The 25,820-nt window shown below is 68.7% G+C and carries 26 protein-coding genes and 2 tRNA genes; 7 read left to right on the forward strand and 21 right to left on the reverse strand.

Translation table 11 applies throughout. From position 1 onward, the window contains the following. Window positions 1-62: 62 nt before the first annotated feature. Window positions 63-135: transfer RNA gene (locus ACLFA2_RS04930), tRNA-Arg, on the reverse strand. A 64-nt stretch (window positions 136-199) separates the two neighbouring features. Beyond that, window positions 200-784 (reverse strand): hypothetical protein, encoded by a 585-nt coding sequence (locus tag ACLFA2_RS04935; protein WP_021198158.1) that lies wholly within the window; start codon window positions 782-784, stop codon window positions 200-202. A gap of 130 nt (window positions 785-914) precedes the next feature. Here ACLFA2_RS04935 and ACLFA2_RS04940 point away from each other — a divergent pair, with 130 nt between their 5' ends. Next, a complete protein-coding gene (locus ACLFA2_RS04940) occupies window positions 915-1,754 on the forward strand; it encodes an SDR family NAD(P)-dependent oxidoreductase (protein ID WP_426622134.1) in 840 nt (279 codons plus the stop codon). Between the two features lie 25 nt (window positions 1,755-1,779). Here ACLFA2_RS04940 and ACLFA2_RS04945 read toward each other — a convergent pair whose 3' ends face one another. The 8 genes from ACLFA2_RS04945 to ACLFA2_RS04980 all read right to left on the reverse strand — a co-directional run bounded on the left by ACLFA2_RS04945 (window position 1,780) and on the right by ACLFA2_RS04980 (window position 7,609). Continuing rightward, on the reverse strand, window positions 1,780-2,643 hold the full coding sequence (locus tag ACLFA2_RS04945; protein WP_297556951.1) for a hypothetical protein: 864 nt from the start codon (window positions 2,641-2,643) through the stop codon (window positions 1,780-1,782). Further along, complete coding sequence (locus tag ACLFA2_RS04950; RefSeq protein ID WP_021198161.1) at window positions 2,640-2,885, reverse strand: hypothetical protein; 246 nt, start codon at window positions 2,883-2,885, stop codon at window positions 2,640-2,642. The genes ACLFA2_RS04945 and ACLFA2_RS04950 overlap by 4 nt, the downstream gene beginning before the upstream one ends. Before the next feature lie 108 nt (window positions 2,886-2,993). Then, the gene (locus tag ACLFA2_RS04955) at window positions 2,994-3,659 is read right to left on the reverse strand and encodes a GntR family transcriptional regulator (RefSeq protein ID WP_426622135.1); all 666 of its coding nucleotides are present in this window, start codon (window positions 3,657-3,659) and stop codon (window positions 2,994-2,996) included. Window positions 3,660-3,770: 111 nt separating this feature from the next. Next, the gene (locus ACLFA2_RS04960; RefSeq protein ID WP_297556952.1) at window positions 3,771-4,412 is read right to left on the reverse strand and encodes an NADPH-dependent F420 reductase; all 642 of its coding nucleotides are present in this window, start codon (window positions 4,410-4,412) and stop codon (window positions 3,771-3,773) included. A gap of 59 nt (window positions 4,413-4,471) precedes the next feature. Next, window positions 4,472-5,431 (reverse strand): GNAT family N-acetyltransferase, encoded by a 960-nt coding sequence (locus ACLFA2_RS04965; protein WP_426622136.1) that lies wholly within the window; start codon window positions 5,429-5,431, stop codon window positions 4,472-4,474. A 16-nt stretch (window positions 5,432-5,447) separates the two neighbouring features. Next, window positions 5,448-5,882: a Fe-S cluster assembly sulfur transfer protein SufU gene (gene sufU / locus ACLFA2_RS04970; RefSeq protein ID WP_021198165.1), complete on the reverse strand. Its 435-nt coding sequence runs from the start codon at window positions 5,880-5,882 to the stop codon at window positions 5,448-5,450. After that, window positions 5,879-7,186 carry an aminotransferase class V-fold PLP-dependent enzyme gene (locus ACLFA2_RS04975; protein ID WP_401067096.1) on the reverse strand — a complete coding sequence of 436 codons (1,308 nt, stop codon included), beginning with the start codon at window positions 7,184-7,186 and terminating at the stop codon, window positions 5,879-5,881. Before ACLFA2_RS04975 ends, sufU begins: the two co-directional genes overlap by 4 nt. A gap of 42 nt (window positions 7,187-7,228) precedes the next feature. Then, window positions 7,229-7,609 (reverse strand): winged helix-turn-helix transcriptional regulator, encoded by a 381-nt coding sequence (locus ACLFA2_RS04980; protein ID WP_297556955.1) that lies wholly within the window; start codon window positions 7,607-7,609, stop codon window positions 7,229-7,231. A 130-nt stretch (window positions 7,610-7,739) separates the two neighbouring features. Between ACLFA2_RS04980 and ACLFA2_RS04985 the strand changes: the two genes are divergently transcribed. After that, window positions 7,740-8,093 (forward strand): nuclear transport factor 2 family protein, encoded by a 354-nt coding sequence (locus tag ACLFA2_RS04985; protein WP_426622137.1) that lies wholly within the window; start codon window positions 7,740-7,742, stop codon window positions 8,091-8,093. A gap of 156 nt (window positions 8,094-8,249) precedes the next feature. Continuing rightward, complete coding sequence (locus tag ACLFA2_RS04990) at window positions 8,250-8,897, forward strand: LysE family translocator (RefSeq protein ID WP_167254668.1); 648 nt, start codon at window positions 8,250-8,252, stop codon at window positions 8,895-8,897. Window positions 8,898-8,929: 32 nt separating this feature from the next. On the opposite strand, the gene ACLFA2_RS04995 is transcribed toward ACLFA2_RS04990, so the two are convergent. The 7 genes from ACLFA2_RS04995 to ACLFA2_RS05025 all read right to left on the reverse strand — a co-directional run bounded on the left by ACLFA2_RS04995 (window position 8,930) and on the right by ACLFA2_RS05025 (window position 14,188). Beyond that, entirely contained in the window at window positions 8,930-9,730 is an 801-nt protein-coding gene (locus ACLFA2_RS04995; RefSeq protein ID WP_426622138.1) for a DUF1206 domain-containing protein, read from the reverse strand. A gap of 62 nt (window positions 9,731-9,792) precedes the next feature. Then, complete coding sequence (locus ACLFA2_RS05000) at window positions 9,793-10,428, reverse strand: GyrI-like domain-containing protein (RefSeq protein ID WP_426622139.1); 636 nt, start codon at window positions 10,426-10,428, stop codon at window positions 9,793-9,795. A 106-nt stretch (window positions 10,429-10,534) separates the two neighbouring features. Continuing rightward, entirely contained in the window at window positions 10,535-11,401 is an 867-nt protein-coding gene (locus tag ACLFA2_RS05005) for an AraC family transcriptional regulator (RefSeq protein WP_426622140.1), read from the reverse strand. Window positions 11,402-11,529: 128 nt separating this feature from the next. After that, the gene (locus ACLFA2_RS05010) at window positions 11,530-11,664 is read right to left on the reverse strand and encodes a methionine/alanine import family NSS transporter small subunit (RefSeq protein ID WP_021198173.1); all 135 of its coding nucleotides are present in this window, start codon (window positions 11,662-11,664) and stop codon (window positions 11,530-11,532) included. Continuing rightward, entirely contained in the window at window positions 11,661-13,280 is a 1,620-nt protein-coding gene (locus tag ACLFA2_RS05015; protein WP_021198174.1) for a sodium-dependent transporter, read from the reverse strand. The genes ACLFA2_RS05010 and ACLFA2_RS05015 overlap by 4 nt, the downstream gene beginning before the upstream one ends. Before the next feature lie 69 nt (window positions 13,281-13,349). Beyond that, the gene (locus ACLFA2_RS05020) at window positions 13,350-14,024 is read right to left on the reverse strand and encodes a haloacid dehalogenase type II (protein WP_021198175.1); all 675 of its coding nucleotides are present in this window, start codon (window positions 14,022-14,024) and stop codon (window positions 13,350-13,352) included. Window positions 14,025-14,099: 75 nt separating this feature from the next. Next, window positions 14,100-14,188: transfer RNA gene (locus ACLFA2_RS05025), tRNA-Ser, on the reverse strand. A gap of 190 nt (window positions 14,189-14,378) precedes the next feature. On the opposite strand from ACLFA2_RS05025, the gene ACLFA2_RS05030 reads away from it, so the two are divergent. From ACLFA2_RS05030 to ACLFA2_RS05040, 3 genes are all read left to right on the forward strand, one after another. Continuing rightward, window positions 14,379-15,089, forward strand: a complete 711-nt coding sequence (locus ACLFA2_RS05030) for a potassium channel family protein (protein WP_021198176.1) — start codon at window positions 14,379-14,381, stop codon at window positions 15,087-15,089. 105 nt (window positions 15,090-15,194) lie between these two features. Continuing rightward, on the forward strand, window positions 15,195-16,847 hold the full coding sequence (locus tag ACLFA2_RS05035) for an MFS transporter (protein WP_426622141.1): 1,653 nt from the start codon (window positions 15,195-15,197) through the stop codon (window positions 16,845-16,847). A gap of 105 nt (window positions 16,848-16,952) precedes the next feature. Next, window positions 16,953-19,547 (forward strand): family 78 glycoside hydrolase catalytic domain, encoded by a 2,595-nt coding sequence (locus ACLFA2_RS05040; protein WP_426622142.1) that lies wholly within the window; start codon window positions 16,953-16,955, stop codon window positions 19,545-19,547. Between the two features lie 4 nt (window positions 19,548-19,551). On the opposite strand, the gene ACLFA2_RS05045 is transcribed toward ACLFA2_RS05040, so the two are convergent. Then, a complete protein-coding gene (locus tag ACLFA2_RS05045; RefSeq protein WP_426622143.1) occupies window positions 19,552-21,837 on the reverse strand; it encodes a glycoside hydrolase family 3 C-terminal domain-containing protein in 2,286 nt (761 codons plus the stop codon). Window positions 21,838-21,931: 94 nt separating this feature from the next. On the opposite strand from ACLFA2_RS05045, the gene ACLFA2_RS05050 reads away from it, so the two are divergent. Further along, entirely contained in the window at window positions 21,932-22,516 is a 585-nt protein-coding gene (locus ACLFA2_RS05050) for a TetR/AcrR family transcriptional regulator (protein ID WP_029259679.1), read from the forward strand. Here ACLFA2_RS05050 and ACLFA2_RS05055 read toward each other — a convergent pair. The 3 genes from ACLFA2_RS05055 to ACLFA2_RS05065 are packed head-to-tail and all read right to left on the reverse strand — an operon-like array spanning window position 22,513 to window position 25,799. Next, window positions 22,513-23,460 (reverse strand): carbohydrate ABC transporter permease, encoded by a 948-nt coding sequence (locus ACLFA2_RS05055; protein ID WP_029266096.1) that lies wholly within the window; start codon window positions 23,458-23,460, stop codon window positions 22,513-22,515. The genes ACLFA2_RS05050 and ACLFA2_RS05055 overlap by 4 nt on opposite strands. Next, window positions 23,457-24,422: a carbohydrate ABC transporter permease gene (locus ACLFA2_RS05060; protein ID WP_021198182.1), complete on the reverse strand. Its 966-nt coding sequence runs from the start codon at window positions 24,420-24,422 to the stop codon at window positions 23,457-23,459. Before ACLFA2_RS05060 ends, ACLFA2_RS05055 begins: the two co-directional genes overlap by 4 nt. Before the next feature lie 6 nt (window positions 24,423-24,428). Next, the gene (locus ACLFA2_RS05065; RefSeq protein ID WP_031206650.1) at window positions 24,429-25,799 is read right to left on the reverse strand and encodes an extracellular solute-binding protein; all 1,371 of its coding nucleotides are present in this window, start codon (window positions 25,797-25,799) and stop codon (window positions 24,429-24,431) included. Between the last annotated feature and the right edge of the window lie 21 nt (window positions 25,800-25,820).

The following is a 25,820-nucleotide window of genomic DNA, read 5'->3' on the forward strand; positions in this document are numbered from 1 at the left end:
CAGAAACGCAGAAACGGCCCCCACCGAAGTGGAAGCCGTTCCTTCACTGTCTCAACACAGTGTGCGCCCGAAGGGACTCGAACCCCTAACCTTCTGATCCGTAGTCAGATGCTCTATCCATTGAGCTACGGGCGCCCAGCCCGCTCAGCGGGCCGTAGAACAGCCTACAACAGTCCCGACGCGAAAGCGAAACGAGGCCTCAGTCCTCCACCGACGCAGCCTTCTGCTGCTTCTTCCGGCGCTTGGCCTTGGCCCTCTGCTCCGACGAGAGCGCCTGCAGATCGACGAGTCGAAGGGCCTGCATCCGCGCTTCGCGCATGCGGTTGTAATCGGGATCCTGATCCGGACGCATGCCCTCGACCCGCAGTCGGCGGTCGAGGTTGTGGCGCACATCCGCCCAGGCGGCGTCACGCGCCTCCTCGACGATCTCGGCGAGCCGATCGCGGTCCTGCATGATCTCTCGCAGGCGCACGGCAACGCCGGTGGACTGCTTGGCACGTCGGCGGAGGTTGCGCACATCGCGGTCGCGGTAGTCGTGCGTCCCCACCGGATCGGAGTGCCGGCCCCTCGCCCTCTTGCGCAACGCGGTGACGGTGGCAGCGGCCTCTTCCGACTCCTCGGCCATGGCACGAAGCGCCTCACGCGCGTCGTCGATGTACTTGTCCATGTCGAAGACGCCGTCTTCGGCGATGGTGCCGATGAGGATGTGGTTCTTCACGGCGAGGCGCGCCGCAGCGGTCGCGATCGCAACGCCCTCGGCGATGGCATCCGCTGTCCGTCCCACCGGTACCTCCTCTCCTTGAGCGTACCGGTATCACTGCAGCCCGGTGTCGGCCAGAATGGTTCGGAATCAGCTTGCCCCACCCATCCGACATCCGCGGGTTCGCACCAGGATCGCGCCGTGCAGGAGAGCAATGAAGCACCTCGAACTCACCGGCAGCACCACCGTGATCACCGGAGCGGCGAACGGGATGGGCGCGGATATCGCGCGCCTGCTGGCGGCTCGGGGAGTGCACCTCGCGCTCATCGACCACGACGCCGCGTCACTCGCGACGATCGCGGCCGAACTGCAGGGTGTGCGCGTGACGACGCACGTCGTCGACCTCCGCCACGACGAGGCCGTGTTCGCGACCGCCGCCGACATCACCGAGGCCCACCCGCGCATCAACGCCCTGATCACGTGCGCCGGCTCGTCGATGCTCGGCGACATCGACCAGCTCACCATGGAGGAGATGCGCTGGCTCACCGACGTGAACCTCTGGGGAACGGTCTCGGTCACCAAAGCCCTTCTCCCCGCGCTCCGCGCCGCGCCGGCCGCGCACATCACGCACCTGGCGAGCGTCTACGCACTCGCCGCCCCCGCCGGCCGCATCCCGTACGCGGTCAGCAAGTTCGCGGTGCGCGCGTTCTCCGAGGCTCTGCGGCACGAGCTCGAGGGCACCTCGGTGAGCGTCGGAGCCGTCTACCCTGCGGGGGTGCGCACCGGGATCATCCTGCACGGTCGCTACGCCGCGGCGATCGACCCGGAGGTGGCGGCCCGGGCCGCCGCCGCGCAGGCCGCGATGTACCACACCGAGCCCACCGATGCCGCGGCCCGGATCGTGCGGGCGACCGAACGACGGGCTGCGCGCACGATGGTCGGGCGAGAAGCCCGCCTGATCGACGTGATCACCCGCATCGCTCCCGCCTCCTACTGGCGAGTGATGCGTCGCCCGCTGCGCGCGGCGATCGACACCACGACGCCGGCGACCTGAGGCGACGCCGGCGACAGGCTCCCGCTCAGCGGACGGTGCCCACCCAGATGGCCGAGGCCCACGCCTGCTGGTCGCCGTTGCAGCCGACCGATCCGGGATAGCCCCGCACCACGGCCATGCAGTTCGCGAGGAACTCCGGGTCACCGCCGAACAGCGCCCCGTACGCCCCGGATGAGGTGAGCGCGCCCCATACGCGGAACTGGTAGATGTGCGCGAGCTCATGCGCCATCGCCCAGTTCAACCGGCCGGCACTCCAGGTCGCGATGTCGGCGCGGTACTTGATGTATCCGTTGCTGTTCGCGCATGCCGGGGCGTTCCCGCCCGCACACGACGAGGACTCGTAGAGTCCCACGCCCCCACCACCGACGAGGTCGAGGGCTGCCCGCACCCGCGCGTATCCCTCCGGACCGCTCGACGACCACATCGGCCCTCCGGGACCCGAACTCTGTGCCGCCTGCCAGGACGCGACCTCTGTGCCCACCTTCTCCGTGAGCGCGTGCAGGGTCGCCGTGGCCGCCGCGACGGTATCGGGGTTCTCCTTCTCGGCGGCGACGGCCTGCTGTGCCGACAGGGCGGCGGCGCGGTGCGCGGCCGTGTCCACCCGACCTTCGGCCCCCTGGAGTGCGGCGGTCAGGGCTTCTACCTCGGCGAGGAAGGCGGGCCGCAGCGCGAGGACGGCGGCGCGATCGGCGGTCTCCTGCTCTGCGCGTTCGACGGCCCCGTCGAGGTAGTCGGTGCGCTGGCCGGCGTCGCGATACTGGCCGTTCAGTGCGACGAGCTGTGCGACAGCGGTCGTTCTCTCGTGCTCGAGGGCGTCAGCTCTGCCGATCATCCCCGAGATGAGCAGCACCGAGGCGGCGAGGGTGACGGCCAGCACCCGGCGGATCACGGCAGGAACCCCGTCGTGTCGGCGATCTGCGCGTCCTGCTCAGCGAGCTTGGACCGCAGGGCGGTGAGCTTCTCGGCGAGTTCCCGGTTCTCGCCGCGCGACGTGTCCAGCGCACCTTCGACGCGTGCGATCTCCGCTTTGACCGCGGCGATCGACGCCATGCGCTCCTGATCCGCGATCGCGACGAGCGTGATCCCGCCGACGAGCAACAGGCATCCGACCGCGACAGCAAGACTCCGCATCTCGCTCCCCAGGACAGCGCAACAGTTCCGGACCGACTCCGATCGCCCCAATATACAACCGGAGCCGACTCTGCGGTCCCCCGACCTGCGTCAGGGCGAACCGACAGCTCAGGCCGTCAGGTCACTGTTCTCGGCGAGGCGTCGCTCGGCTGCGGACTGACCACTGGCGAGGTGCGCGGGGACGATCCGGCGCAATGCCTCGGTGTCACGCGCAGTCATCGCCTCGAGGATGATGCGATGCTCGTCCGCCATCGCGAGCAGATCGTCGTGCTGACCGAACAACCAGCGCAGACGCGTGAGGAACACGGCGATGAGCTCTCCGAGCATCTCGTTCGCCGCGAGTTCGACGGCGACCTCGTGGAACTCCGCTGCGGCCACCCTCGCAGCCTCGGAATCCTGCGCCTTCGCGGCCGCGAGCTCACGCTCATAGACCTCGCGGATCCGGGCGATACCGGCCTCGTCGTGCCGCTCGGCGGCGAACACGAAGATCAGCGTCTCGATGGCCTCGCGCACCTCGGCGAAGTCCTGGATGTCCCGATGGGTGAACTCCCGCACGACTGCCCAGGTGCGGGGACGGGCGACGACGATCCCCTCCGCGACGAGCGTGCGGATGGCCTCCCGGACCGGGAGTCGCGACACATTGAGCTCTGCCGCGATGTCGCGCTCCACCAGGCGCGACCCCGGTATCCGCCGCCCGAGGATGATGTCATCGCGAAGGATGCGCGTGACCCTCACCGACTCGAGTTCGCCGCCTCCTGCTATAGCCCCCGCCATCTGGGCATTCTCGCACTCCCGGCGGTGTTCCTCAACTTTTGGTATCCCAAGCCCTCGCAGCGGCGGCGGCCCGGGCGGGGGCGAGGGCTCCTCCCTCGCCCCCGACGACGCTCAGGGCAGGCGGTTCGCGATCGCGAGGTTCGCCGTGAGCTCTTCGGCAGTCTGCCGCACCACATACGCCGGGCGGTCGCGCTCGACCCTCCAGGACTCACTGAGCGGACCCACGTTGACGGTGTCGAAGCCGGCCTCGTCGTAGAAGCGCGTCACGAAGGCCACGGCTTCCACGTCATCGCCGGCCGTGGCCAGCGCGCGACGGTCGGGGGTGCCGGCCGGCGTTCCGTCGGACGTGATCTCCGAGGCGAAGATGTGGTTGAACGCCTTCGCGATCTTCGCGCCGGGGAGCGCACGCTGCACCAGCTCCGACGTCGTGGTCTCCCCCTTGTCGAGGGCTTCGATGTGTCCGTCCCGCTCGAAGTAGTAGTTGTTGGTGTCGAGGACGACCTTGCCCGCGAGCTGCTCGGCCGGGAGCTGGTCGATCGCGCCGAGGGGCACAGTGACGACGGCCACGTCTGCGGCAGCGGCCGCGTCCTGCGCCGTCGCGGCCCGAGCCCTGGGCCCGAGCTCGGCGACCAGGTCGGCGAGTGTCTCCGGTCCACGCGAGTTGGCGATCACCACGTCGTAGCCGTTCGCGATCGCGACGCGTGCGACCTGGCTGCCGATGTGTCCTGCACCGATGATTCCGAGAGTTGTCATGTTGGCCCCAACGCCTCGCGCTCAGGGCTATTCCCGTCGAGTGCTCGCGTGACCGTGGCTCAGACCTCGCGCAGCAGGCTCTCCTCGGTGCGGCGGTAGCCGAGCTGCTCATACAGGTCGACGGCCCCCGTGTTGAAGCCGAAGACATGCAGCCCGATCGAGTCCGCGCCGAGCCTGCGGGCTTCTCTCTCGGCGGCGTGCATCAACGCGCGTCCGTATCCCTTCCGGCGCTGATCCGCGGCCACCTCGATGTCGAGGATGAACGCCTGCGGACGACCGTCACGCCGCCGCATCCCGAACCACAGGATGCCGACCTCGGTTCCGTCGACAGCAGCGGTGAAGAATTCCTGTCCTTCGGTATCGAGCCCGTCGGGAAGCTCCTCGACCATCTGGCGATGCGACTCGGCGATCGCCTCCTCGGACGTGTAGCGCCCCGACGCGACGAGGTCGTGCGCGAACCCTTCCTCTGACGCTGCCGCGAAGCGGGGGAAGCGTTCCGCGGTCATCGGCGACACCTCGACGTGGGGAGCGACGTCGCGCACCGGAAGCGGTTCGAGCACCATCTGGATCGAGGCCACCTCGAATCCGCTCTGTTCGGCGAACACCCGTCCGGCCGTGTCCTGCGGAAAGAGCTGCGCCCCGATCTGGGTGGCGCCCATGTCGCGGGCGATCGGGAGCAGGAGCGCGAGCAGCCCTTCGTTCTGGGCATCGCTCAGCGTCTCGGCACCGCCGAGGCCGATGTCGAGGTCGAGGTCGAGCAGGAGCATCTTCTGTCCGCTCAGGGCCAGCACGAGTGTTCCGAGTTCGCCATCCGCATCGTCGACGATGCGCATGACCCGCGTCGTCGAGGTCGCACCGCCCTCCGGGAACAGGTCGCCGAACACCTGCTCGACGTGCCCGACAGCGTCCGCGCCGAGGCGTCGCCCCGACTCCCTGTTCCGGTCGATCAGGCGCTGCCGTGCGGTTGTCGCCCACGCCTCGAAGCGGGTGGAGGGGAGGGGCGTCAGGTGCAGGGACACGCGTCCATCCTGCACCTCAGCTGCGCGTGAGCGCGTCTTCCGCGGCGACCCAGGCGAGCATGGCGCACTTGACGCGCGCGACGTACTTCGACACCCCACCGAGGGCAGCGGCATCACCGAGGAGCTCTTCATCCGGTTCGATCGTGCCGCGGGATCGCATCGCCTCGCGGAAGGCCGCGATGCGCACCTCGAGGTCTTCGACGCTGAGTCCTTCCGCGAGCTCCGCCAGCAGAGAGGCCGATGCCTGCGAGATCGCGCAGCCGTGCCCCTCCCAGGCGATCGCCTCGACGCTGCCGTCGGCATCGCGGTGCACCTGCAGGGTGATCTCGTCACCGCAGGTCGGGTTCAACTGGTGGGACTGCGCGGGGATCTCGTCGCGGAGTCCATAGCCGTGCGGCGTGCGCGAGTGGTCCAGGATCAGCTCCTGGTACAGGTTCTGCAGGTCGCTCATGCGCCCCTCCGGAAGAAGTCGATCGCTCCGGCGACGCCCTCGATCACGGCGTCCACCTCGGCCTCGGTCGTGTACAGGTAGGTGCTCGCCCTGGTGGAGGAGGTCACACCCAGGCGGCGGTGCAGCGGTTGCGCACAGTGGTGGCCGACGCGAACGGCGATGCCGCGGTCGTCGAGGAACTGGCCCACGTCGTGCGAGTGGATGCCATCGACGTCGAAGCTCGCGAGGCCGACGCGGGGCAGGTCGATACCCGCGCCGAGCACACGCACGCCGTCGATCGCGCTCAGCCCGTCGACGAGACGGCGACCGAACGCGGCCTCGTGCGCGGCGATGCGCGGCATCCCCACCTCGGTCAGGTATCCCACGGCCGCGGCGAGCGCGATCGCCTGCGAGACGCGCTGCGTTCCCGCTTCGAAGCGCTGGGGCGGCGGCAGATATTCGGCCTCGGTCGTGGTCACCGTGGTGATCATCGAACCGCCCGTCAGGAACGGGGGCATCGCTGCCAGCACCTCGCGCCGACCGTAGAGGGCGCCGATGCCGGTCGGTCCGAGCATCTTGTGACCGGACAGCACGGCGAAGTCGACCCCGAGGGCACGCACGTCGAGCGGGAGGTGGGGTGCCGACTGGCAGGCGTCGAGCAGCGTCAGCGCGCCGACCTCGCGCGCGAGCGAGACGAGCTGATCGACGGGGTTGACGACACCGAGCACATTGGAGACATGGGTGAACGCGACGAGCTTCGTACGGGCGGTGATCAGCTCTGCCGCGACGTCCAGCCGCAGGCCCCCGTGGTCGTCGAGGGGTATGACCTTCAGCGTCGCGCCGGTGCGCGCCGCCAGCTCCTGCCACGGGATGAGGTTCGCGTGGTGCTCCATCTCTGTGGTCACGATCTCGTCGCCTTCGCGGAGACGGAGCCCCTCGGCGGCCGCTCCCCCGCGCCCGAGCGACGCGTTCGACAGCGAGTACGCGACGAGGTTGATCGCCTCGGTCGCGTTCGAGGTCCAGATGATCTCGTCGTCGGCGGCGCCCACGAATCGGGCGACGGCGGCGCGCGCGTCTTCGAAGAGCTCGGTCGCCTCGGCGGCGAGCGTGTGCGCGCCACGGTGCACCGCGGAGTTCATGGAGGTCGCGAAGTCACGCTCGGCGTCGAGCACCGCGGTCGGGCGCTGCGACGTCGCCCCCGAGTCGAGATACACGAGCGGATGCCCGTGCACCTGCGCTCCCAGGATCGGGAAGTCCCCGCGGATGCGCCGCACCTCGGCCTCGTTCAAGGGGGCGATCAGGTCGACACCGGGAGAAACGCTCATCGTTCCAGTTTCCCACCTGTGAGCAGGGGGTGGGCGCAGGCGTCAGCGCCCGTCGAGCATCTTCGCGTCGGCGGCCTCGTCGTAGCGGTCCTGCGCATCGCGGACATCCTCCACGTGCGACTCCGCCCAGACCTGCAGCGCCTGGAGCGGCTCGTGCAGGGTCCGCCCGAGCGGGGTGAGTCGGTACCGGGGATGACCGTCGTCACCGACCGCCCGCTCGAGCATCCCGTCGCGTTCGAGGGCGCGGAGTGTGTCGACGAGCACCTTCTTCGTGATCCCGTCCATCCGGCTGTGCAGCTCGCCGAAGCGCAGCGGCTGCTCGTGCAGGAGGACGACGATCATCGCGGTCCACTTGTTCGCGATGCGGGCGAGGGACGCGCGCGACGGGCAACTGGCGGAGAACACCGTCCATGTGCGCGACATCCGCCGCTCCTTCCCCGGTGACGTTGAAGTAACCGCGTCCCGGTCGAGACGCTGGATGCTCCACAGTACCGACCCATCCAGAAGGAGCATCATGTCGGCAATCGACGTCGTAGGACAGTATGGTGCGGCCATGGCCGCCGGAGACATGGAGGCGCTGGCCGCGACCTTCCACGCGGACGCCGTCTGGCACCAGCCCGGAGAGAGCCAGGTCTCGGGGGACCATGTCGGTCCCGACGCGATCCTCGCGCACCTCGGCCGGTTCATGCAACTGAGCGGCGGAACCTTCGCCCTCGAGACCGAATCGGCGACCGAGAGCGGCGCACTCGTCTCAGCGACCGTGCGCTTCCGTGCCCAGCGCGAAGGGCGCGACGACCTCGACCAGCACGGCGTCGACGTCTTCCGCGTCGCCGATGACCGCATCGTCGAGGTCTGGTTGATCAGCGAGGACCAGGACGCGGAGGACCGCTTCTGGGGCACGGCCTGATCGAGGGCACGGTCTGATCGAGGGCACGGTCTGATCGAGGGCACCGTCTGATCGAGGGCACCGGATCCGGCAGCACCGTCTCCGGCAGCACCTGATCCGGCAGCGCCGGGTGGCCGGGCCTCGACCGCCCGGCGCCCGCGCCTCTAGGCTCATCCCATGATCGCCCCGGACACGCTGCTCGCCTTCGTCGTCGCCGCGTTCGTCATGGTCGTGATCCCCGGGCCGACGGTGCTGTTCACGATCGGCCGGGCCATGGTGCTGGGGCGCTGGGGCGGGTTCCTGAGCATCCTCGGCACGGCCGTCGGGTCGATCGTCCTCGTCGTGGCCGTCGCGCTCGGCGTCGGCACCGTGATCGCACAGTCGATCGTGCTGTTCACGATCGTCAAGGTGCTCGGCGCCGGTTACCTGATCTTCCTCGGCATCCAGGCGATCAGGCACCGGAAGGATGCGGCGCGCGCCATGTTCGCGGCACCGGCACGGCGCTCGGGGTGGCGACTCCTCAGCGAAGGCTTCGTCGTCGGCGTGACCAACCCGAAGTCCATCGCCTTCTTCCTCGCGATCCTGCCCCAGTTCGTCGATCTGCATGCCGGTTCCGTCCCCGCGCAGCTCTTCCTGCTCGGGGCGATCGTCGTCACCATCGGTGTGACGTGCGACGCGGTGTGGGTGCTCCTCGCGAGTGCCGCCCGCGACTGGTTCGGTCGCTCCCCACGACGCATCGAGGCGATGGGCGCGACAGGCGGCGGACTGATGATCGCTCTCGGAGCGTTCCTTCTGGTGTGGAGCGAGAAGCCCGCGACCGCCTGAGTGCGGCCTGAACGCTCACACGTGCCTGGAGGTCACATGCGAGCGAAGCGGGCCCGAGCGATGCAGAAGACGCCGTAGACCGCGAAGCCTGCGCCGACCAACCCCAGGACGAGTCCTCCTAGGGGCAGCTCGAGCAGGCTGTGCAGAGCAGCGTCGAGCCCTGCGCCCTTCTCCGGGTCCTGTGTCACGGCGGCGACCACGAACAGCACCCCGGTCACGGCCACCGCGATGCCCTTGCCGAAGTAGCCGATCACTCCCAGCGTCACGATGCCCCCGCGAGCGACCCCCGATGGCAGGTCGAGCAGCTTCTCGAAGCCGCGGGTGAAACCGCCGACGACGAACCCGACCCCCACCCCGACGATCGAGAGCCCCACGACGACCAGCAGGGCCACGCCGCCCGGCGCCGAGAGCAGCACCGCGCTCAGGGTCTTCGAGGCCGTCTCCGAGTCGGCGTTGCCACCCACCGCGTAGATCAGGGCCATGCCTCCGACGACGAGGTACGCGGCGGCGATGCCGAAGAGCTTGACGCGCTGACCCCACTTCTTCGTCTCGGCCGGGTCGGCGGCGAGGAAGGCACTGGCGATCTGCCATACGGCAAGCGCGATCAGCCCGGTGGCCACGAGCACGAGGAGCAGCCCTCCGATCGGGCTCTGGCGGATCTGCTCCATCGCTCCGTCCTGGTCGGCGTCACCGGAGGCGCCCGCCGCGATGGAGATCGCCACCGAGCCGATGATGACGTGGATGAGACCCAGGACGACGAACCCGGCACGGGCGATCCGTCGGAACGTCGACGACCTCTTGGCGACGCGTGCCGCATTCTTGACCGTGCTCATCGTTGAAGCGTATCCGTCACTCCGAAAGCCGAGGAGGGGCTTGCTTTCCCCGTGTCCACCGCTCAGGCGCGCGGCATGACCGGCTGCCGGAGGATCGTGCGCAGCTTCGCCGGAGCGACGCGACGCAGGTCGCTCAGGTAGATCTCGTGATGGAGTCCTCGCATCTGCAGCCCGTTCTCGGGGATGAAGCGGTGATGCAGATCGTCGAGCACCGGACCTTCGTCGTCGAACGGGCCGACATGCAGCGTCTGCACGCAGGTGGCCTCGTCGAGCGTCTCCAATCGCACGGACTCCAGTGCCGGAATCGACTCCTTCTTCTTCGCCGCCTTCTGCGCGACGGCTTCCACCGCAGCCGCGCACATCGCCCCGGTGATGTGGTCGCCGACCATGATCATCATCGTCCACATCCACGCCGACTTGTCGCGGCGCGAGGTGAACGACTCCATGTCCGGTGCATGCCAGAGTCCTTCGAGCGGCATCACCACCGTGTCGACGCCGAGCTCGTTCCGACTCGCGAACTTCAGCGCATAGGCCACCGGGAACAGGGCGGACACGGCCTCCCGGTACGCGGGTGCGGTGTTCGGGTCGCCTGCCCCGTCGATCATCAGATACTGCAGGGGCGGCACCTCGACGATGCGGAACTCTCCCCTCTTCGCGCGATACGCGTCGAGCGTCTTCTTGGGATCGATCGCCGCCATGACGTGCCCTCCTTGATCGTGCGCCCAGTGTCGCACGGGCGTCGGACACGGTGTGGCGAGGCGAGGGCGGGTGGTGCGCGGACGCCCGCCCGCCCTCGGGCCTGCGTCAGCCGTGCTCGACCGGAAGCCAGAGCTCGCACGACGCGGAGTCACCCCGGAACTCGAGGTAGCGCACGATCGAGGGACCGGGACGAAGCCTCCAGGGGTTCGACGGGAACCACTCGGTCGCTGTGGCGGCCCACAGATCCTGCAGCGTCTCGGGGAACGGGCCCTGGGCCGCGAAGACCGCCCAGGAACCGGCTTCGAGGGGAAGGGAGTCGAGGTCGTCCGGAACGGGAGTGGTGCTCTGCAGGGCGACGCCGTGCAGATACGTGAGCAGCGTGCCCTCCGGTGCGTCCGGTTCGATATCGGACGTGACGGCCAGGATCCCCGACGGCTCGGCGTCGCCGAGACCCTTGAGGCGCGCGTGTTCCTCGGACGGGATCGCGGCGATGTGCTCCTGGATGTGCGGATTGACGCCCTCGTGGATCAACGGGACCTCGGCGGCATGACCGACGAGGACGAACGCGGGCCGGGTGGTGATGGTGACGTCCATGGGGATTCTCCCTTCGACGCTCAGGCGGAACCGGAGCGTGGGTTGAGTGCGGAGGGGACCCCCGTCACGGCGCGCATCGGCCGGGCTGATGCCGTGCACAGCCCGGAACGCGCGTCCGAATGCCTCGACCGACCCGTACCCGTGGCGCACGGCCACGTCGAGCAGACTCGCGGCGCCCGCAGCGAGCTCCGCCCCGGCGAGCGTCATCCGACGACGACGCACGTATTCCGAGAACGGCATGCCCGCGAGTGCCGAGAACATCCGGCGCAGGTGATACTCGGTGGTGCCGTGCTCATGCGAGAACGAGGCCACGTCGATCTCCTGACCCGGGTCTCCCGCGTCGACCATGTCGATCAAGGCGTTCAGCGTGCCGATCATGAGGTCCTCCTTTCCTCACCATCGTCACCGTCGCCCGCCCCTCGCGACCCGACTTCTGCGGTCCGATGCGATCAGTGCCCGCACTCGATCGGCGCCAGAGCTCGATCGACGTCAGCGCTCGATCGACGTCAGAGTTCGACGGGCGGCGCCGGTTCGGTCTCCGATTCCTCGGGATGACGCGCCAGGTTGACGATCCCGGCGATCAGGCCACCCCACACCGTGACCATGGCGACGATCATCATGACGATCGCGATCGGAGTCATGCGCCGGCTCCCTTCGTCGTGCCGACTGCCGGTATCGCCGAGGTCTCGGTATCCGGTTCGTAGTGCTCCTCGGAGAGGAACTCGTCGTACTCGGGGTCGTCCTTCGCATGCGAGCGCGTGCTCCAGGGCAGCGCCGACAGGATCAGCGCCAGGACGACCAGGGCGATGACCATCCCCCAGCCGAAGATGGCGAGGAACCAGGCGGGATAGCCGCTGTACGGTTCGGAGGTCTTCGCGATGAGCTCGCTGACGAAGAGGTATCCGAGAACGACCGGCGCGAGAACCCCGACGAGCACCTTCCAGACGGTGCCCACCCGGAAACTCGAACGCCGGTTGAGGTGCTCGACCAGCACCGGCAGCTTGTGCAGCAGCCAGGCCACGATGATGACCGCCACCAGCGCGACCGCCATGATGCCGAAGGAGTTGACGAAGGCGTCGGCCGTGTCGAGCACCGACAAGGCCGTGGTCGTCGAGAAGAGCGCCATCGAGATAATCGCCAACGGGATCGCGACCGTGAGGGTCGTGCGCACGCGCGCCCATCCCAGCTTGTCCTGCAGGGCGGCCACGATCACCTCGAGGATCGAGATGAGGGAGGTGACGCCGGCGAACACCAGGGCTCCGAAGAACAGCACACCGATGATCGACCCTCCCGTGGCCTGCGAGACGATCGTGGGGAAGGCGATGAAGGCGAGACCGATTCCGGAGGACGCGACACCGGCCACCTCCGTTCCCTGCGCCTGCGCCATGAATCCCAGCGCCGCGAAGACGCCGATGCCGGCGAGGATCTCGAAACCGGAGTTGGCGAAGGCCACCACGAGCCCGGAACCGGTCAGATCGGTCTTCCGCTTCAGGTAGGACGAGTAGGTCACCATGATGCCGAAGGCGACGGAGAGCGAGAAGAAGATGTGTCCGTAGGCGGATGCCCAGACGCCGGGGTCGGCCAGTGCCTCCCAGTTCGGGGTGAAGAAGGCGTTGAGGCCGTCCATGGCTCCCGGGAGGAACAGGGACTGCACCACGAGGATCGCGAACATCACGGTGAGCAGCGGCATCAGGATCATGTTCGCCCGGCCGATGCCGCGCTTGACGCCCAGCGCCATGATGACGATCACGATCAGCCAGACCACGACGAGCGGGATGCCGACCTGCGGGACGAAATCGGTCGATACACCGACCTCGGCGACGTCCGCCGATCGCAGGAAGTCGATGAAGAAGAAGTCGTTCTCGTTGCCCGCGCCCCAGGTGAGCTGGGCCGAGAACCACGTGTACATCGCCGCCCAGGCGATGATCACCGCGTAGTAGACCGCGATCACGACGCAGATGAGCACCTGCCACCAGCCGAGAGGCTCGGCCGCACGGTGCATGCGACGGAACGCCAGCGGCGCCGACCCACGGAATCGGTGACCGATCGCGTAGTCGAAGAACAGCAGCGGGATCCCGGCCGTGAGCAGAGCACACAGGTACGGGATCAGGAAGGCTCCGCCACCGCCCTCGTAGGCGACGTAGGGGAACCGCCAGATGTTCCCGAGGCCGACCGCGGAGCCGATCGCCGAGAGGATGAACACATTGCGCGAGCCGAAGGCTTCACGTTTGTGGGTCTGCGTCGCTGCGGTGGCCATGCGGACGAGGCTACCTGAGGGTCGAGCCGAACGTCGGGTCGGACACAGACACGAGCCGATCCCGCCGCTTCAGTCCAACGCATCCGCCAGCCCGGCCAGGGTGGAGAAGCGACCGTCGAAGGCGTCGGTCTCCGCGGGCGGATCACCCACCGGACGCGGCACGTACGCGGTCCTCATCCCTGCATCTCCGGCGCCTCTGAGGTCCCAGGCGTGAGCGGCGACCATGAGCACTCTCTCCGGGTCGCCCCCTGCCTCCTCCACCGCGAGCCGGTAGACCCGCGGTGAGGGCTTATAGGCCTCGACGGCATCCGCGGAGAGTGCCCCGTGCCATCGCAGTCCGGCGTGCTCCCCCAGCGCGCGCAGCGACTCCGGGTTCGCATTCGACAGCCCGAGAACATGGAAGCGGGCGGCAAGCCGCGCGACGCCCTCGCACGAATCCGGCCAGGCGGGAAGACGCTTCGTCGCGGTGGCGAGGCGATCGATCGTCGCGGCATCCGTGATCCCCGCGGTCTGCGCCACCCGAGTCGCCGCCTCGCGATCAAGGATTCCGGAGTCGACATAGTCGCGCTCACCCCGTGCGATCCGGCGCTGCTCCCCTTCGATATGACGTTGCCAGACGCCGAGGAGTTCATCGGCATCACGGGGAGAGCCGCCCGCCTCCTCGATGGCGATGCGGAGCCCTCCGGGTTCATCGACCAGGGTGCCCAGCACGTCGAAGACGATCGTGGTGATGTCGCGCAGCATGGTTCGAGTCTGCCCCGACGCGGGAGTGCAGGGGCCGGGAACGAGAAAACCCCCGCCTGAGCGGGGGTTCTTCTGCGGAGACGAGGGGATTTGAACCCCTGGTCCCCGTGAGGGGACTCCACCTTAGCAGGGTGGTGCACTCGGCCGGACTATGCGACGTCTCCAGGCATCCGACCCGAAAGCACGGATGCACCTAGCCATCATAACGGGTCGGACGAGCGGTGACGAACCGGCACCCCCCGAACTCGCTTCCGACCGACGCGCACGCGGGCTGAGCGGGGATGCGCACTCGCGCTGGGATACTTGCCGCACATCGTGGGCACCCGACGTCCACCGCGCGGAAGAGGACCGATCATGCCCCGCACCGACACCGTGAACGCGGAGAACGCCCACACCCCCTCGCATCGCGAGCGGGACGGCCAGGCGCGCGGTTACGCGATCATCCTCGGTCTGCTCATCGTCTCGTACGGCTTCTGCGCGGCGCAGCCCAGCACCGACCCGAGCCCCTGGGCCTTCCTCGCCATGCTGGCGACGGTGGCGATGGTGTTCTACGTGACCCGTGCGCGACACCTCGTGCAGCGTGTTTGGTGGGTGGTGCTCTCGGTCGCCGGTGCCGCCGCCGTCATCGCCGCACTCTTCGGCGTCGACGGCCCGGTGCTCGCGATCCCGCTGTCGGCCGCATCGATGCTCGCTCTGCTGGTCGCTCCGTGGGCCATCATCGCGCATCAGGTCAACCGGCGGGGCCTCGACCTGGAGGCGCTGCTGGCGGCGATCACGGCCTACATCCTGGTCGGGATGTTCTTCGCCTTCGTCTACAACCTGATCTCGCAGATCTCCCCCACCCCGATGTTCGGCGAGGAGAGCCTCGACTCGCTCGGCAACCAGCTGTTCTTCTCGTTCACCGCACTGACCACGACCGGATACGGCAATCTGGTCCCCGTCGGCACCACCGGACAGGGGATCGCCATCGCCGAGGGCATCACCGGGCAGCTGTTCCTGATCACGGCGGTCGCACGGATCATGCGCGGCGCGAGTGCGAAAGGCAGATCGAGCACGCCCGCCTGAGTGCCTTCCGGCGTGCCCGCCGCCCGCCGCCCGCCGCCCGCCGCCCGCCGACCTCATCCGGAAGGGGTGACGCCCGCACGGAGATCGCCCCCGTCGGATGCCACGATGAACAGGCTCGAAGGAGTCACCATGAAGAGATGGGGCGTCATCGCCGTCCTCGGCTCCGCGCAGTTCGTGATGGTGCTGGACGGCACCGTGATGAACGTGTCGATATCGACGGTGGTGTCCGACCTCGACACCACCGTCGCCGCGATGCAGGGCGCCATCACGTTCTACACCCTCACGATGGCGGCGTTCATGCTGCTCGGGGCGAGGCTGGGTGACGTGTGGGGCCGCCGCAGGGCGTTCGTCATCGGATCGTGCATCTATGCCGTGGGGTCGCTGATCACGGCGGTGAGTCCGAACGTGCAGTTCCTGTTCCTCGGCTGGTCGGTCGTCGAAGGTCTGGGTGCCGTGCTCGTCATCCCGGCAATCGCCGCCCTCGTCGCCGACAACTACCGCGGCCGTGAGCGCATCACGGCGTTCGCGATCATCGGTGCCGTCTCCGGGGCCGCCGTCGCGGCTGGACCACTGATCGGCGGATTCGTCACGACCTACTTCGACTGGCGCTACGTGTTCGCCGCCGAGGTGCTCATCATGATCGGCGTGGTGCTGTGCGCCCGGATCGTCACCGACCCGACGCCACGGCAGAGCGTGCGCATCGACGTCCTCAGCGTCGCGCTCTCGTCGGTCGGGCTGGTCGCGGTGGTGTTCGGGATGCTGCAGAGCAAGACGTGGGGGTGGGTGCTGCCGCTGAACCCGCCCACGATCGGCGGCGTCGTGGTCGCCCCTCTCGGCATCTCTCCCGCCGCCTGGTTCATCGTGCTCGGCGTCGTGCTCCTGGCCCTGTTCTTCTCGCGTCAGCGCCTGCTCGAACGCCTCGGCCGGTCGCCGCTCATCCACGTGGGGATGTTCTCGATCACCTCGCTCCGCAGCGGACTCACCGTCCTCGGGGCGCAGTACACCGTGACCGCCGGGCTCTTCTTCATGGTGCCGGTGTATCTGCAGATGACCCTCGGCCTCGATGCCCTGGAGACCGGGATCCGGATCTTCCCCCTCTCCATCGCTCTCGTGCTGTTCTCGATCGTGGGCACCCGACTCTCGCGCCTCTTGTCTCCGCGGACGATCGTGCGCATCGGACAGCTGACACTCGTCGTCAGCGCCCTCATCCTTCTCGGCTCCGCCACCAGCGACCTGCGCAGCGGCTTCTTCGCGACCGGGATGTTCCTCGCCGGAGCGGCCCTCGGACTCCTCGCCTCGCAGCTCGGGAACGTGAACATGTCGAGCGTGACCGAGAAGGAGACGAGCGAGGTCGGCGGGCTTCAGGGCGTGTTCCAGAACCTCGGCTCGTCGCTCGGAACGGCCCTGATCGGGTCGATCCTCATCGGTGCGCTGTCGACCTCGTTCGCCTCGGGAGTCGCGGCGAGCGACCTGCCCGACACCACCCAGGCGACCGTGGCGAGCGCCACGCAGCACGGAGTCACCATCGTGCCCGCAGCCGACGTCGCCGCCATCGCGGAGAAGGCCGGGCTGGACGATGCCGACGCCGACACTCTCGCCACGGTCTACCGCGATTCGCAGCTGTCGTCGCTGCGCATCGCGTTCTTCGGGCTCATCCTCATCAGTCTGCTGTCGCTCTTCTTCTCGAAGGGGATACCCCACGCGAACGCCGTCCGCAGACGGCACGGCCAGGAGACGGCCGACCAGGAGGCCGGCTGACCAGGAGGCCGGCTGACCAGTGCGGACCCGGCGGAGACGCCGGTCCGAACGTCGCCGTCGCCGTCGCCGTCGCCATCGTCATCGGGATCGGCGAGGATGAGGACCATGACGACCGTCTCCGCACCCCGCATCGAGCACCACCGGGAACCGTTCGGCATCGGCGAGAGCGCACCACGCCTGAGTTGGACCACCACGGATGCACCTGCCGGCTGGCGCCAGGAGCGCTACGCCGTCACGGTGGTGCGCGACGACGCCGAGGAGACCGTCGAGGTCACGTCCGCCGAGCAGGTCCTGGTTCCCTGGCCGACTCGTGCGCTCGACTCCCGCGAGCGGGTGGGTGTGCGCGTGGCGGTGCAGGGTGCGGACGGCCGCTGGTCGGCCGAGAGCCCGCAGACCTGGGTGGAAGCCGGCCTCCTCCACCCCGACGACTGGTCGGCGCGGCCGGTCGGGCTCGACCTCGATGAGGACCCGGAGAGCGACGCCCGCCGCGCCACCCTGGTGCGGCGGAGCTTCCGGCTCGACGGGGAGATCTCCCGCGCCCGGCTCTACGCCACCGCGCACGGGCTGTACGAACCCGAGATCAACGGCGGGCGCGTCGGCTCCGACACGCTGTCGCCGGGGTGGACGGTCTATCGCGAACGGCTGCGGTACTACACCTACGACGTGACCGCCCTGCTCGTCGACGGCGAGAACGCGCTCGGCGCCTGGCTCGGCGACGGCTGGTACCGCGGACGTCTCGGCTGGCGCGGCGGGTACCGCAACGTGTTCGGAAGCGATCTCTCGTTCCTCGGCCAGCTGGAGATCACCTATGTCGACGGACGACGCGAGACGATCGTGACCGACGACTCATGGAAGGGCGCGCTCTCCCCCATCCTCCGCTCCGGCATCTACGACGGCGAGGACTACGACGCGCGCGAGGAGCTCTCGGAGTGGACGACCGCCGCCTTCGACGACGCGCAGTGGCTGCCTGTCGCGGTGCGCGATCGCGATCCGCGCACCCTGGTCGCACCGACGGCGCCACCTGTCCGGGTGACCGAGGAGATCGCCCCCGTCGCCGTGCTCACGTCACCCGGCGGCGCCCGCATCCTCGACTTCGGGCAGAACCTCGTGGGAAGGGTGCGCATCAGCGTGACCGGTCCGCGCGGCACGACCGTCACGCTGCGCACTGCGGAGGTTCTGCAGGAGGGGGAGATCTACACGCGGCCGCTGCGCAGCGCACGCTCCAGCGACTCCTACACACTCGCCGGACGCACCGGCGGCGAGGAATGGGAGCCGCGGTTCACATTCCACGGCTTCCGATACGCCGAGGTCTCCGGCTGGCCGGGCGACCTCGATGCGGATGTCGCGGCCGGCGCTCTGATCGCCCGTGTGCTGCACACCGACCTCGAGCGCACCGGGTGGTTCACCTGCTCCGATCCCCTGGTCGAGCAGTTGCACCGCAACGTGGTCTGGGGCATGCGCGGCAACTTCGTCGACATCCCCACCGACTGCCCGCAGCGTGATGAGCGCGTGGGGTGGACGGGCGACGTGCAGGTGTTCGGCCCGACCGCATCCACGCTGTTCGACGTCTCGGGGATGCTGTCGGGATGGCTCCGTGACGTGGAGGCCGACCAGCTGCCCGACGGCACGGTCCCGTGGTTCGTGCCCGTGATCCCGTCGCACAAGGTGTGGTCTCCGATCCGCGCCGGCGCCGCCTGGGGAGATGTGGCGACGCTGCTGCCGTGGGCCCTGTACCAGCGCTTCGGAGACGAGGGCGTTCTGGCGACGCAGTTCGAGAGCGCACGCCGATGGGTCGACAAGGTGGAATCACTGGCCGGACCCGACCGCCTGTGGAACGAGGGGTTCCAGCTCGGCGACTGGCTCGATCCCGCGGCGCCCCCGCAGGATCCGGGCGATGCCCGCACCGATCGGTATCTCGTCGCCACGGCGTACTTCGCCCGGTCGGCGCGAGCGGTCGCCGATATGGCTCGTGTGCTCGGACGCTCCGCCGACGCGGATCGTTACGGCACGCTCGCCACCGAGGTCGCTGCCGCTTTCCGGGGTGCGCATGTGAAACCCGACGGCACGATGACCTCCGACGCCCAGACTGCGTACGCCCTGGCCATCGTCTTCGACCTGCTCGCCGACGAGACGCAGCGTGCGATCGCGGGGGCACGCCTCGCCGCGCTCGTGCATGCCGCGGACAACCGCATCGCGACCGGCTTCGTGGGCACGCCGCTCGTCTGCGACGCGCTCACCCTGACCGGCCACGCGGATGCCGCCTACGACCTTCTTCTCGAGCAGGGATGCCCGTCCTGGCTGTACCAGGTCGTGCAGGGCGCGACCACGGTCTGGGAGCGGTGGGATGCGATGCTCCCCGACGGCACCGTGAACCCCGGGACCATGACCTCGTTCAATCACTACGCGCTGGGAGCGGTCGCCGACTGGTTGCACCGCAGCGTCGCCGGGCTCGCACCCGCAGAGCCCGGATACCGCCGCATCCGCTTCGCACCGCGTCCCGGTGGCGGGCTCACCCATGCCGCGGCGATGCAGCGCACGTCCTACGGTGACGCCTCGATCGCGTGGCGCGTGGGCGAGGACGAGCTGCATGTCGACCTCGTGGTCCCGGTCGGCGCGACGGCCGAGCTCGACCTGCCCGGCGCGGTCCGTGAGGAGCTCGGGCACGGCGCGCACACGCGCACCGTGCCCCTGCATCCGTGACGCGTCAGCCGGCGGCGGGACCGCCTGCGTTCGCCGCGGCGATCAGCTGCTCGATCTGCTCGAAGTCGACCGGGAGCCCGGGGAATCCGGCCAGGCGTCCGATCGGGAAGGAGGCCATCATCTTCTGCATCGCCTCGTCGTTCGGCATCATCGACGCCGCGGCCGCGTCGCCACCGAGCCCGCCCATCAGGCCACCCAGCGCCTGCTGAACGATGGGGCCGGCGATCGGGTGCGAGATCAGGTCGCCGATCGAGGAGTTCATGGTCAGTTCCTGGTGTACCTCGTCACCCGAGACCTCGACCGCCGCGGTCGAGCGGATGTCGCGACTGGAGGCGGCCACATCGACGGCATAGGCGCCGCCCTCGACCACCCAGCGGTCGACGCGGATGTCCCAGTAGGCGAGGTCTTCGCGCCGCACGACGAGCTCGACCGTGCGCGTCTCCCCGGCAGCGAGCGCGACCGAGGAGAAGGCCTTGAGCTCACGAGGTGCGCGCTGCACGATCGACGCGGCCGGGGCGACGTAGACCTGCACGACCTCGCGCCCGTCGCGGTCACCGGTGTTGGTGACGTCGACGCGCACGACGATGTCCCCGTCGGCACCGACATCGGCTGTCGCTCGACCGTATTCGAACGTCGTGTACGAGAGTCCGTGGCCGAACGGGAAGGTCACGTCGAGACCCTTCGCGTCGTACCAGCGGTAGCCGACCAGCAGACCCTCGCCGTAGCGCACGTGTCCGAACTCGCCGGGGAAGTTGCCGAATGACGGGTTGTCCTCGAGCCGGGCCGGCACGGTCTCGGTGAGCTTGCCCGAGGGGTTCACGGCACCGTAGAGCACGTCGGCCACCGCGCTGCCGCCGGCCTGACCGAGCAGCCAGCTCTCGACGATGGCCGGCACGCGGTCGGCGAAGGGCAGGGCCACCACGCCGCCGTTGGACAGCACGACCACGACGCGGGGATTGACCTCGAGCACGGCGTCGAGCAGGGCGAGCTGCGGCGCCGGCAGGTCGATGTGATCGCGGTCGAAGCCTTCCGACTCCTCGGCAGCGGGGAGGCCGAGGAAGACCACGGCCACGTCTGCCGCCTCGGCGACGCCGACGGCCTCTGCCCGCAGGTCGTCGGCAGTCCGACCGGATGTCGCGATGGTGCCGCCTTCGACGGCGAAGCCCGCGGCGTAGGAGACGTTCTCGCCGCCCACGGCACGCAGTTCATCGAGCGCCTTGTCGACGCGGGTGGGGTTGATCAGCGAAGACCCCGCGCCCTGGAACCGCGGCTCGGTCGCGAACGCGCCGATCACGGCAATCTTCTGGTCGACGGCGAGCGGGAGCAGGGCAGCCTCGTTCTTCAGCAGCACGATGGAACGACCGGCCGCCTCGCGGGCGAGTGCGTGGTGGGCATCGACATCGAGCGGGCCTGCCACGGCCGGGCGCTCCCCGGCCTTGCGCACGAGCTCGATGGCGCGGCCCGCGGCGGTGTCGAGCACGCTCTCCTCGAGCGTTCCCGCACGCACGGCGGCGACGAGCTGCGCATCCGTGCGCCCTCCCGACGCCGGCATCTCCAGGTCGAGGCCTGCAGCGACGCCGGCGACGCGGTCGTTGACGGCGCCCCAGTCCGACACGACGAGGCCGTCGAAGCCCCAGTCGTCGCGCAGCACGCTGGTGAGCAGCCACGGGTCCTCCGAGGTCCAGACGCCGTTGAGCTTGTTGTACGAGCACATGACGGTCCACGGCGAGGCGTCCTTCACGACGCGTTCGAACCCGCGCAGGTAGATCTCACGCAGCGGGCGGGGGTCGACGTCGGAGCTCGCACGCATGCGGTCGAACTCCTGGTTGTTCGCGGCGAAGTGCTTGAGCGAGGTGCCGACGCCCTTCGACTGGATACCGCGGACCGAGGCGGCGCCGAGGACGCCGGACACGATCGGGTCTTCCGAGAAGTACTCGAAGTTGCGGCCGCACAGCGGCGAGCGCTTGATGTTGATGCCGGGGCCGAGCACGACGGCGACGTTCTCGATCGCGGCTTCGACGCCGATCGCCGCGCCCACGCGCTCGATGATCTCCGGATCCCACGACGAGCCGATGCCGACGGCGGGTGGGAAGCAGGTGGCGGGGACACTGCTCGCGAGACCGAGGTGATCGGTGGCACCGGACTGCTTGCGCAGGCCGTGCGGACCGTCGGTCATCATCACCGACGGGATGCCCGCGCGGGCGATGGCCTTCGTGGTCCAGAAGTCCGCACCGCTGGTGAGCGACGCCTTCTCCTCGAGGGTGAGGTCGGAAGCCGAGATCTCGGTCATGGTGTTCCTTTCGCGGGCGACGTCGATGTCCTTGCGAAAACCATATGCCCTTCAGTATTAGATTTCAAACGGCATTCAGGATTAGGGTCGAAGCATGGCACGACGGGGTTCGTATGCGAAGGGCGTGGCGCGACGCGAGGAGATCCTCGAGAGCGCCCTCGACGTGATCGGACGCAAGGGTTACCAGAACGCGTCCCTCAAGGAGATCGCCGAAGTCGTCGGCGTCACCCCCGCTGCTCTCCTGCACTATTTCGGATCGAAGGAGGAGCTCTTCACCGAGGTGCTCCGCAAGCGCGACGAGCACGACGGCCTCGATCCCGCCGGGCTCAGCGACGCCGAGGCCAGAGCCGCGTTCATCGGCGTGATCCGCCACAACACCGAGGTCCCGGGTCTCGTCGCCCTGTTCTCACGCCTCTCCGTGGACGCCGCCGACCCGGAACACCCCGCCCACGACTACTTCCTGGATCGGAGCGCGCGCCTGCGCGACTCCATCGCCGACAACTTCGGCGCCGACGGCAGACGCTCCACTCTCGACCCGGACACGCTCGCGCGGGTGATCCAGGCGGCGTCCGACGGGCTCCAGCTGCAATGGATGATCGACCCGACCGTCGATATGCCCGGCATCATGGGTGCCCTGATCGACGCCCTGCATCCGCCAGTGCCGCCGACCGTCGACTAGCCCTTCACGGCACCCCCGAGTCCGGCCGAGCGCAGGAACACCGACTGGAAGATCAGGAACATCGCGATCGGGATCAGGGTCGCGATCGCCAGCGCCGCCAGGAACACGTCGAGCTCTGTCTGCGACTGCACGGCGGGGAGACGCACCGACAACGGTTGCACCGCAGGGTCGGGCAGCACGAGCATCGGCCACAGGTAGTCCTTCCACGCGGCGATGATCGCGAACACCGAGACCACGCCGAGGATCGGCTTCGACATCGGCAGCACGATCGACCAGAACAGCCGGAAAGGTCCGGCGCCATCGGTGCGCGCTGCCTCGAACACCTCCCGCGGGAGCGAATCGAAGAACCGCTTCACGAGCAGGATGTTGAACGCGTTCGCGCCCATCGGCAACCAGACCGCGAGGTAGTTGTTGAGCAGGCTCACGTCTCCGAGAAGCGGCGGATGCACGATCGTCAGGTACAACGGCACAAGCAGCACGATGCCCGGGATGAACAGCGTCGCCAGCACCAGGGCGTTCAGGATCGGCGCGTACTTCGGGCGTAGCACCGACAGCGCGTAGCCCCCGGTCGTCGCGATGAGCAGCTGCACGAACCAGGCGCCGAGGGCGATGATCACCGTGTTGAAGAAGTACTGGTCGATGTGGATGTCGTTCCACGCGGTCGACAGGTTCTCCCAATCCATGCCGTTCGGCCACAGGGCGAACGGCTGCTGCAGCGTGTCCTGGGTGGGGGTGATCGCCGACTTCGCGAGCCACAGGATCGGCCCGAGCCCGGCGACCACCAGTCCGACGGCGAGGAACACGTGCGTGAGCGACATCCCGATGCGGATGCCGGGCCGCCGACGTTCGGAGTCGGAGATGACGGTGCGGTCCCCGACGCGATCGGCGGCCTTCTCCGCCGCCTTCTCCGCGGCACGGGTCGAGAGGCGGGTGGTGAGGCTCACGTCGTGCTCCAACGGTCGGTCAGCTTGAAGTACAGCCAGGAGAGGAGGGCGAGGACGATCGCGAGCAGCACCGAGACGGCCGTCGCCTCGCCGTAGTCGCCGCCCAGGCTGTTGCGGAAGGCCTTGTCGTAGATGTACAGCAGCACGGTCTTGGTTGCTCCGGCCGGTCCACCGCCGGTGAACAGGAACGGCTCGAGGAAGACCTGCGCGGTGGCGATCACCTGCAGGATCAGCATGATGAAGAGGATGCCGCGCAGCTGGGGCAGCGTGACGTGCCAGATCTTCTTCCAGATGCCGGCGCCGTCGACCTCCGCGGCGTCGTAGAGCTCGGGCGGCACGCCCAGAAGCGCGGCGAGGTAGATGATGATCGACCCACCGGCGCCTGCCCACGTGGCCTCGAGCACGAGCGAGGGCATGGCCTGCACCGCGTCCTGGATCCACGGCTGTGGAGGGATGCCGACGAAGCCGAGCACGGTGTTGAACACCCCGGACGGGTCGGCGCTGTAGAAGAACTTCCACAGCAGCACCGCGACGACCGGCGGGATCACGACGGGCAGGTAGGCGAGCGCCGAGTAGATGCCCTTGCCACGACGCACCTCGCTCATCAGCACGGCCATCAGCAGCGGCAGCGGGAACCCGAAGAGCAGCGCGAGCACGGCGAACCAGAGCGTGTTGATCACGGCGCGGCCGAGCTCGGGGTCGCCGATCACGGCGAGGTAGTTGTCGAATCCGACCCACTCGGAGACGATCAGGTTCGTCTTCTGCAGGCTCATGATCACCGACTGCACGATCGGGGACCACGAGAAGAGCACGAACACGAACAGCATGGGGAGCACGAACAGCAGGTTCGCGAGCCCGCCGCCGCGGAACCAGGTGAGGGGCGAGCGGCGGCGGGAGGGGCGCACAGCGGGCGGCGGAGAGTCCTCCACCGCCGCCCGCTGCTCGGAGAGCGTCATCGTCATGAAGCGTTACTCGTCGAGCTTCGCCTGCGCGTCGGTCTGCACCTGAGCGAGCAGAGCGTCGATGTCGGCGTTCTGGTCGGTCAGGACCTTCTGCACCACGGTGTCGAGGAGGGCATACACCTCCTGCGTCTTCACCTTCGGCTCACCCACCGGCGTCTGGTCCCAGATGCGGTCGCTGAACGGCGCCATCTGCTCGACCGGGACGTTGATGTAGTCGGCGATCCACACCTGCGACTCGTCGTACAGCTCACGGCTGAGCACCGGGAGCAGCGGGGTGCCCACCGCCTGGCCGGACTCGTTCAGGGTCTTCGCATCGAGCACCGCCGCGTCCTCGTCCATCAGCTTCTGCATGTAGTACCAGTCGATCCACGTGACCGCCGCCTCCTTCGTCGCGTCGTCGACCGTGGGGCTGATCACCGCGATGTCACCGCCGCCGAGCGTGCCGGGGTCGTCGCCTTCCATGGGCACGACGGTCATGCCGTAGATGTCCGAGTCCATGCCGAAGTCGCGCACGAGGGCGGTGTAGATGTCGGAACCCGACGTGTACATGCCGATGTTGCCGGCGGCGAACTCCTGGTTGATCGTTCCCCAGTCGAGGTCGACCTTCGACCCGAACGAGCCGTCCTCCCACTTCACATCGTGCAGGAACTGCAGCGAGGCCTTGGTCGCATCGTTGTCGATCGTCGACTCGGCTGTGCCGTCTCCGTTGTCGGTCTGGGTGCGACCGCCGCGGGCGACGGTCTGCGAGGTGAGCTGCCACCCGCCGGTGTTGTTGATCGCCATCTGCGCGTACCCGGCCTTGCCCGTGGCATCCGTGATCTTCTTGGCTGCCTCGCGGATCTCGTCCCACGTCTCCGGCGGGTTGTCGGGGTCGAGCCCGGCCTGCTCGAACAGGTCGCGGTTGTAGTGCAGTGCGGCGGCGTATGCCTGACGCGGGAACCCGTAGATCTTGCCGTCGGCGCCGGTGACACCGTCGAGGATGATCGGGTTGAACTTGTCGGTGTAGCCGAGCTTCTCGATCGCGTCGGTCACGTCCATCAGCTGCCCGTTCTCGAGCAGCGTCTTCGAGTCGGTGAACGGCACGGTGAAGACGTCGGGCAGGCTTCCGCCGGCAAGCTGCACGGCGAAGGTCGGGCCCTCCCACTCGTACTCGACGCCGATGATGTCGATGTCGGGGTGTTCCTTCTCGAACTGCTTCTCCTGCGCGGCGAACGCATCGTAGGCCGCAGCGTCCGCTCCCGGGGGGAACGTCGCGACGCGCAGCTCGAGGCGTCCGTCGCCGCTGTCGCCGTCGCCGCTGGACGTGCAGCCGGCGAGCGCGCCGACTGTCGCGAGCACGGCGATGCCGGCGACCATGGCCTTCGTTGATGACTTCATTGTCTGTCCTTCCATGTGGTG

Source organism: Microbacterium sp. As-52 (assembly GCF_049949185.1).
Taxonomy (GTDB): Bacteria; Actinomycetota; Actinomycetes; order Actinomycetales; family Microbacteriaceae; genus Microbacterium; species Microbacterium maritypicum_A.

Bases quoted from the DNA above. Each gene is read 5' to 3' on its own strand.
- ACLFA2_RS04940 (WP_426622134.1), top strand. From the start codon at position 915: ATGAAGCACCTCGAACTCACCGGCAGCACCACCGTGATCACCGGAGCG.
- ACLFA2_RS04950 (WP_021198161.1), bottom strand. From the start codon at position 2,885: ATGCGGAGTCTTGCTGTCGCGGTCGGATGCCTGTTGCTCGTCGGCGGG.
- ACLFA2_RS04955 (WP_426622135.1), bottom strand. From the start codon at position 3,659: ATGGCGGGGGCTATAGCAGGAGGCGGCGAACTCGAGTCGGTGAGGGTC.
- ACLFA2_RS04960 (WP_297556952.1), bottom strand. From the start codon at position 4,412: ATGACAACTCTCGGAATCATCGGTGCAGGACACATCGGCAGCCAGGTC.
- sufU (WP_021198165.1), bottom strand. From the start codon at position 5,882: ATGAGCGACCTGCAGAACCTGTACCAGGAGCTGATCCTGGACCACTCG.
- ACLFA2_RS04975 (WP_401067096.1), bottom strand. From the start codon at position 7,186: ATGAGCGTTTCTCCCGGTGTCGACCTGATCGCCCCCTTGAACGAGGCC.
- ACLFA2_RS04980 (WP_297556955.1), bottom strand. From the start codon at position 7,609: ATGTCGCGCACATGGACGGTGTTCTCCGCCAGTTGCCCGTCGCGCGCG.
- ACLFA2_RS04985 (WP_426622137.1), top strand. From the start codon at position 7,740: ATGGCCGCCGGAGACATGGAGGCGCTGGCCGCGACCTTCCACGCGGAC.
- ACLFA2_RS04990 (WP_167254668.1), top strand. From the start codon at position 8,250: ATGATCGCCCCGGACACGCTGCTCGCCTTCGTCGTCGCCGCGTTCGTC.
- ACLFA2_RS04995 (WP_426622138.1), bottom strand. From the start codon at position 9,730: ATGAGCACGGTCAAGAATGCGGCACGCGTCGCCAAGAGGTCGTCGACG.
- ACLFA2_RS05000 (WP_426622139.1), bottom strand. From the start codon at position 10,428: ATGGCGGCGATCGATCCCAAGAAGACGCTCGACGCGTATCGCGCGAAG.
- ACLFA2_RS05005 (WP_426622140.1), bottom strand. From the start codon at position 11,401: ATGATCGGCACGCTGAACGCCTTGATCGACATGGTCGACGCGGGAGAC.
- ACLFA2_RS05010 (WP_021198173.1), bottom strand. From the start codon at position 11,664: ATGACTCCGATCGCGATCGTCATGATGATCGTCGCCATGGTCACGGTG.
- ACLFA2_RS05015 (WP_021198174.1), bottom strand. From the start codon at position 13,280: ATGGCCACCGCAGCGACGCAGACCCACAAACGTGAAGCCTTCGGCTCG.
- ACLFA2_RS05020 (WP_021198175.1), bottom strand. From the start codon at position 14,024: ATGCTGCGCGACATCACCACGATCGTCTTCGACGTGCTGGGCACCCTG.
- ACLFA2_RS05030 (WP_021198176.1), top strand. From the start codon at position 14,379: ATGCCCCGCACCGACACCGTGAACGCGGAGAACGCCCACACCCCCTCG.
- ACLFA2_RS05035 (WP_426622141.1), top strand. From the start codon at position 15,195: ATGAACAGGCTCGAAGGAGTCACCATGAAGAGATGGGGCGTCATCGCC.
- ACLFA2_RS05040 (WP_426622142.1), top strand. From the start codon at position 16,953: ATGACGACCGTCTCCGCACCCCGCATCGAGCACCACCGGGAACCGTTC.
- ACLFA2_RS05045 (WP_426622143.1), bottom strand. From the start codon at position 21,837: ATGACCGAGATCTCGGCTTCCGACCTCACCCTCGAGGAGAAGGCGTCG.
- ACLFA2_RS05050 (WP_029259679.1), top strand. From the start codon at position 21,932: ATGGCACGACGGGGTTCGTATGCGAAGGGCGTGGCGCGACGCGAGGAG.
- ACLFA2_RS05060 (WP_021198182.1), bottom strand. From the start codon at position 24,422: ATGACGATGACGCTCTCCGAGCAGCGGGCGGCGGTGGAGGACTCTCCG.
- ACLFA2_RS05065 (WP_031206650.1), bottom strand. From the start codon at position 25,799: ATGAAGTCATCAACGAAGGCCATGGTCGCCGGCATCGCCGTGCTCGCG.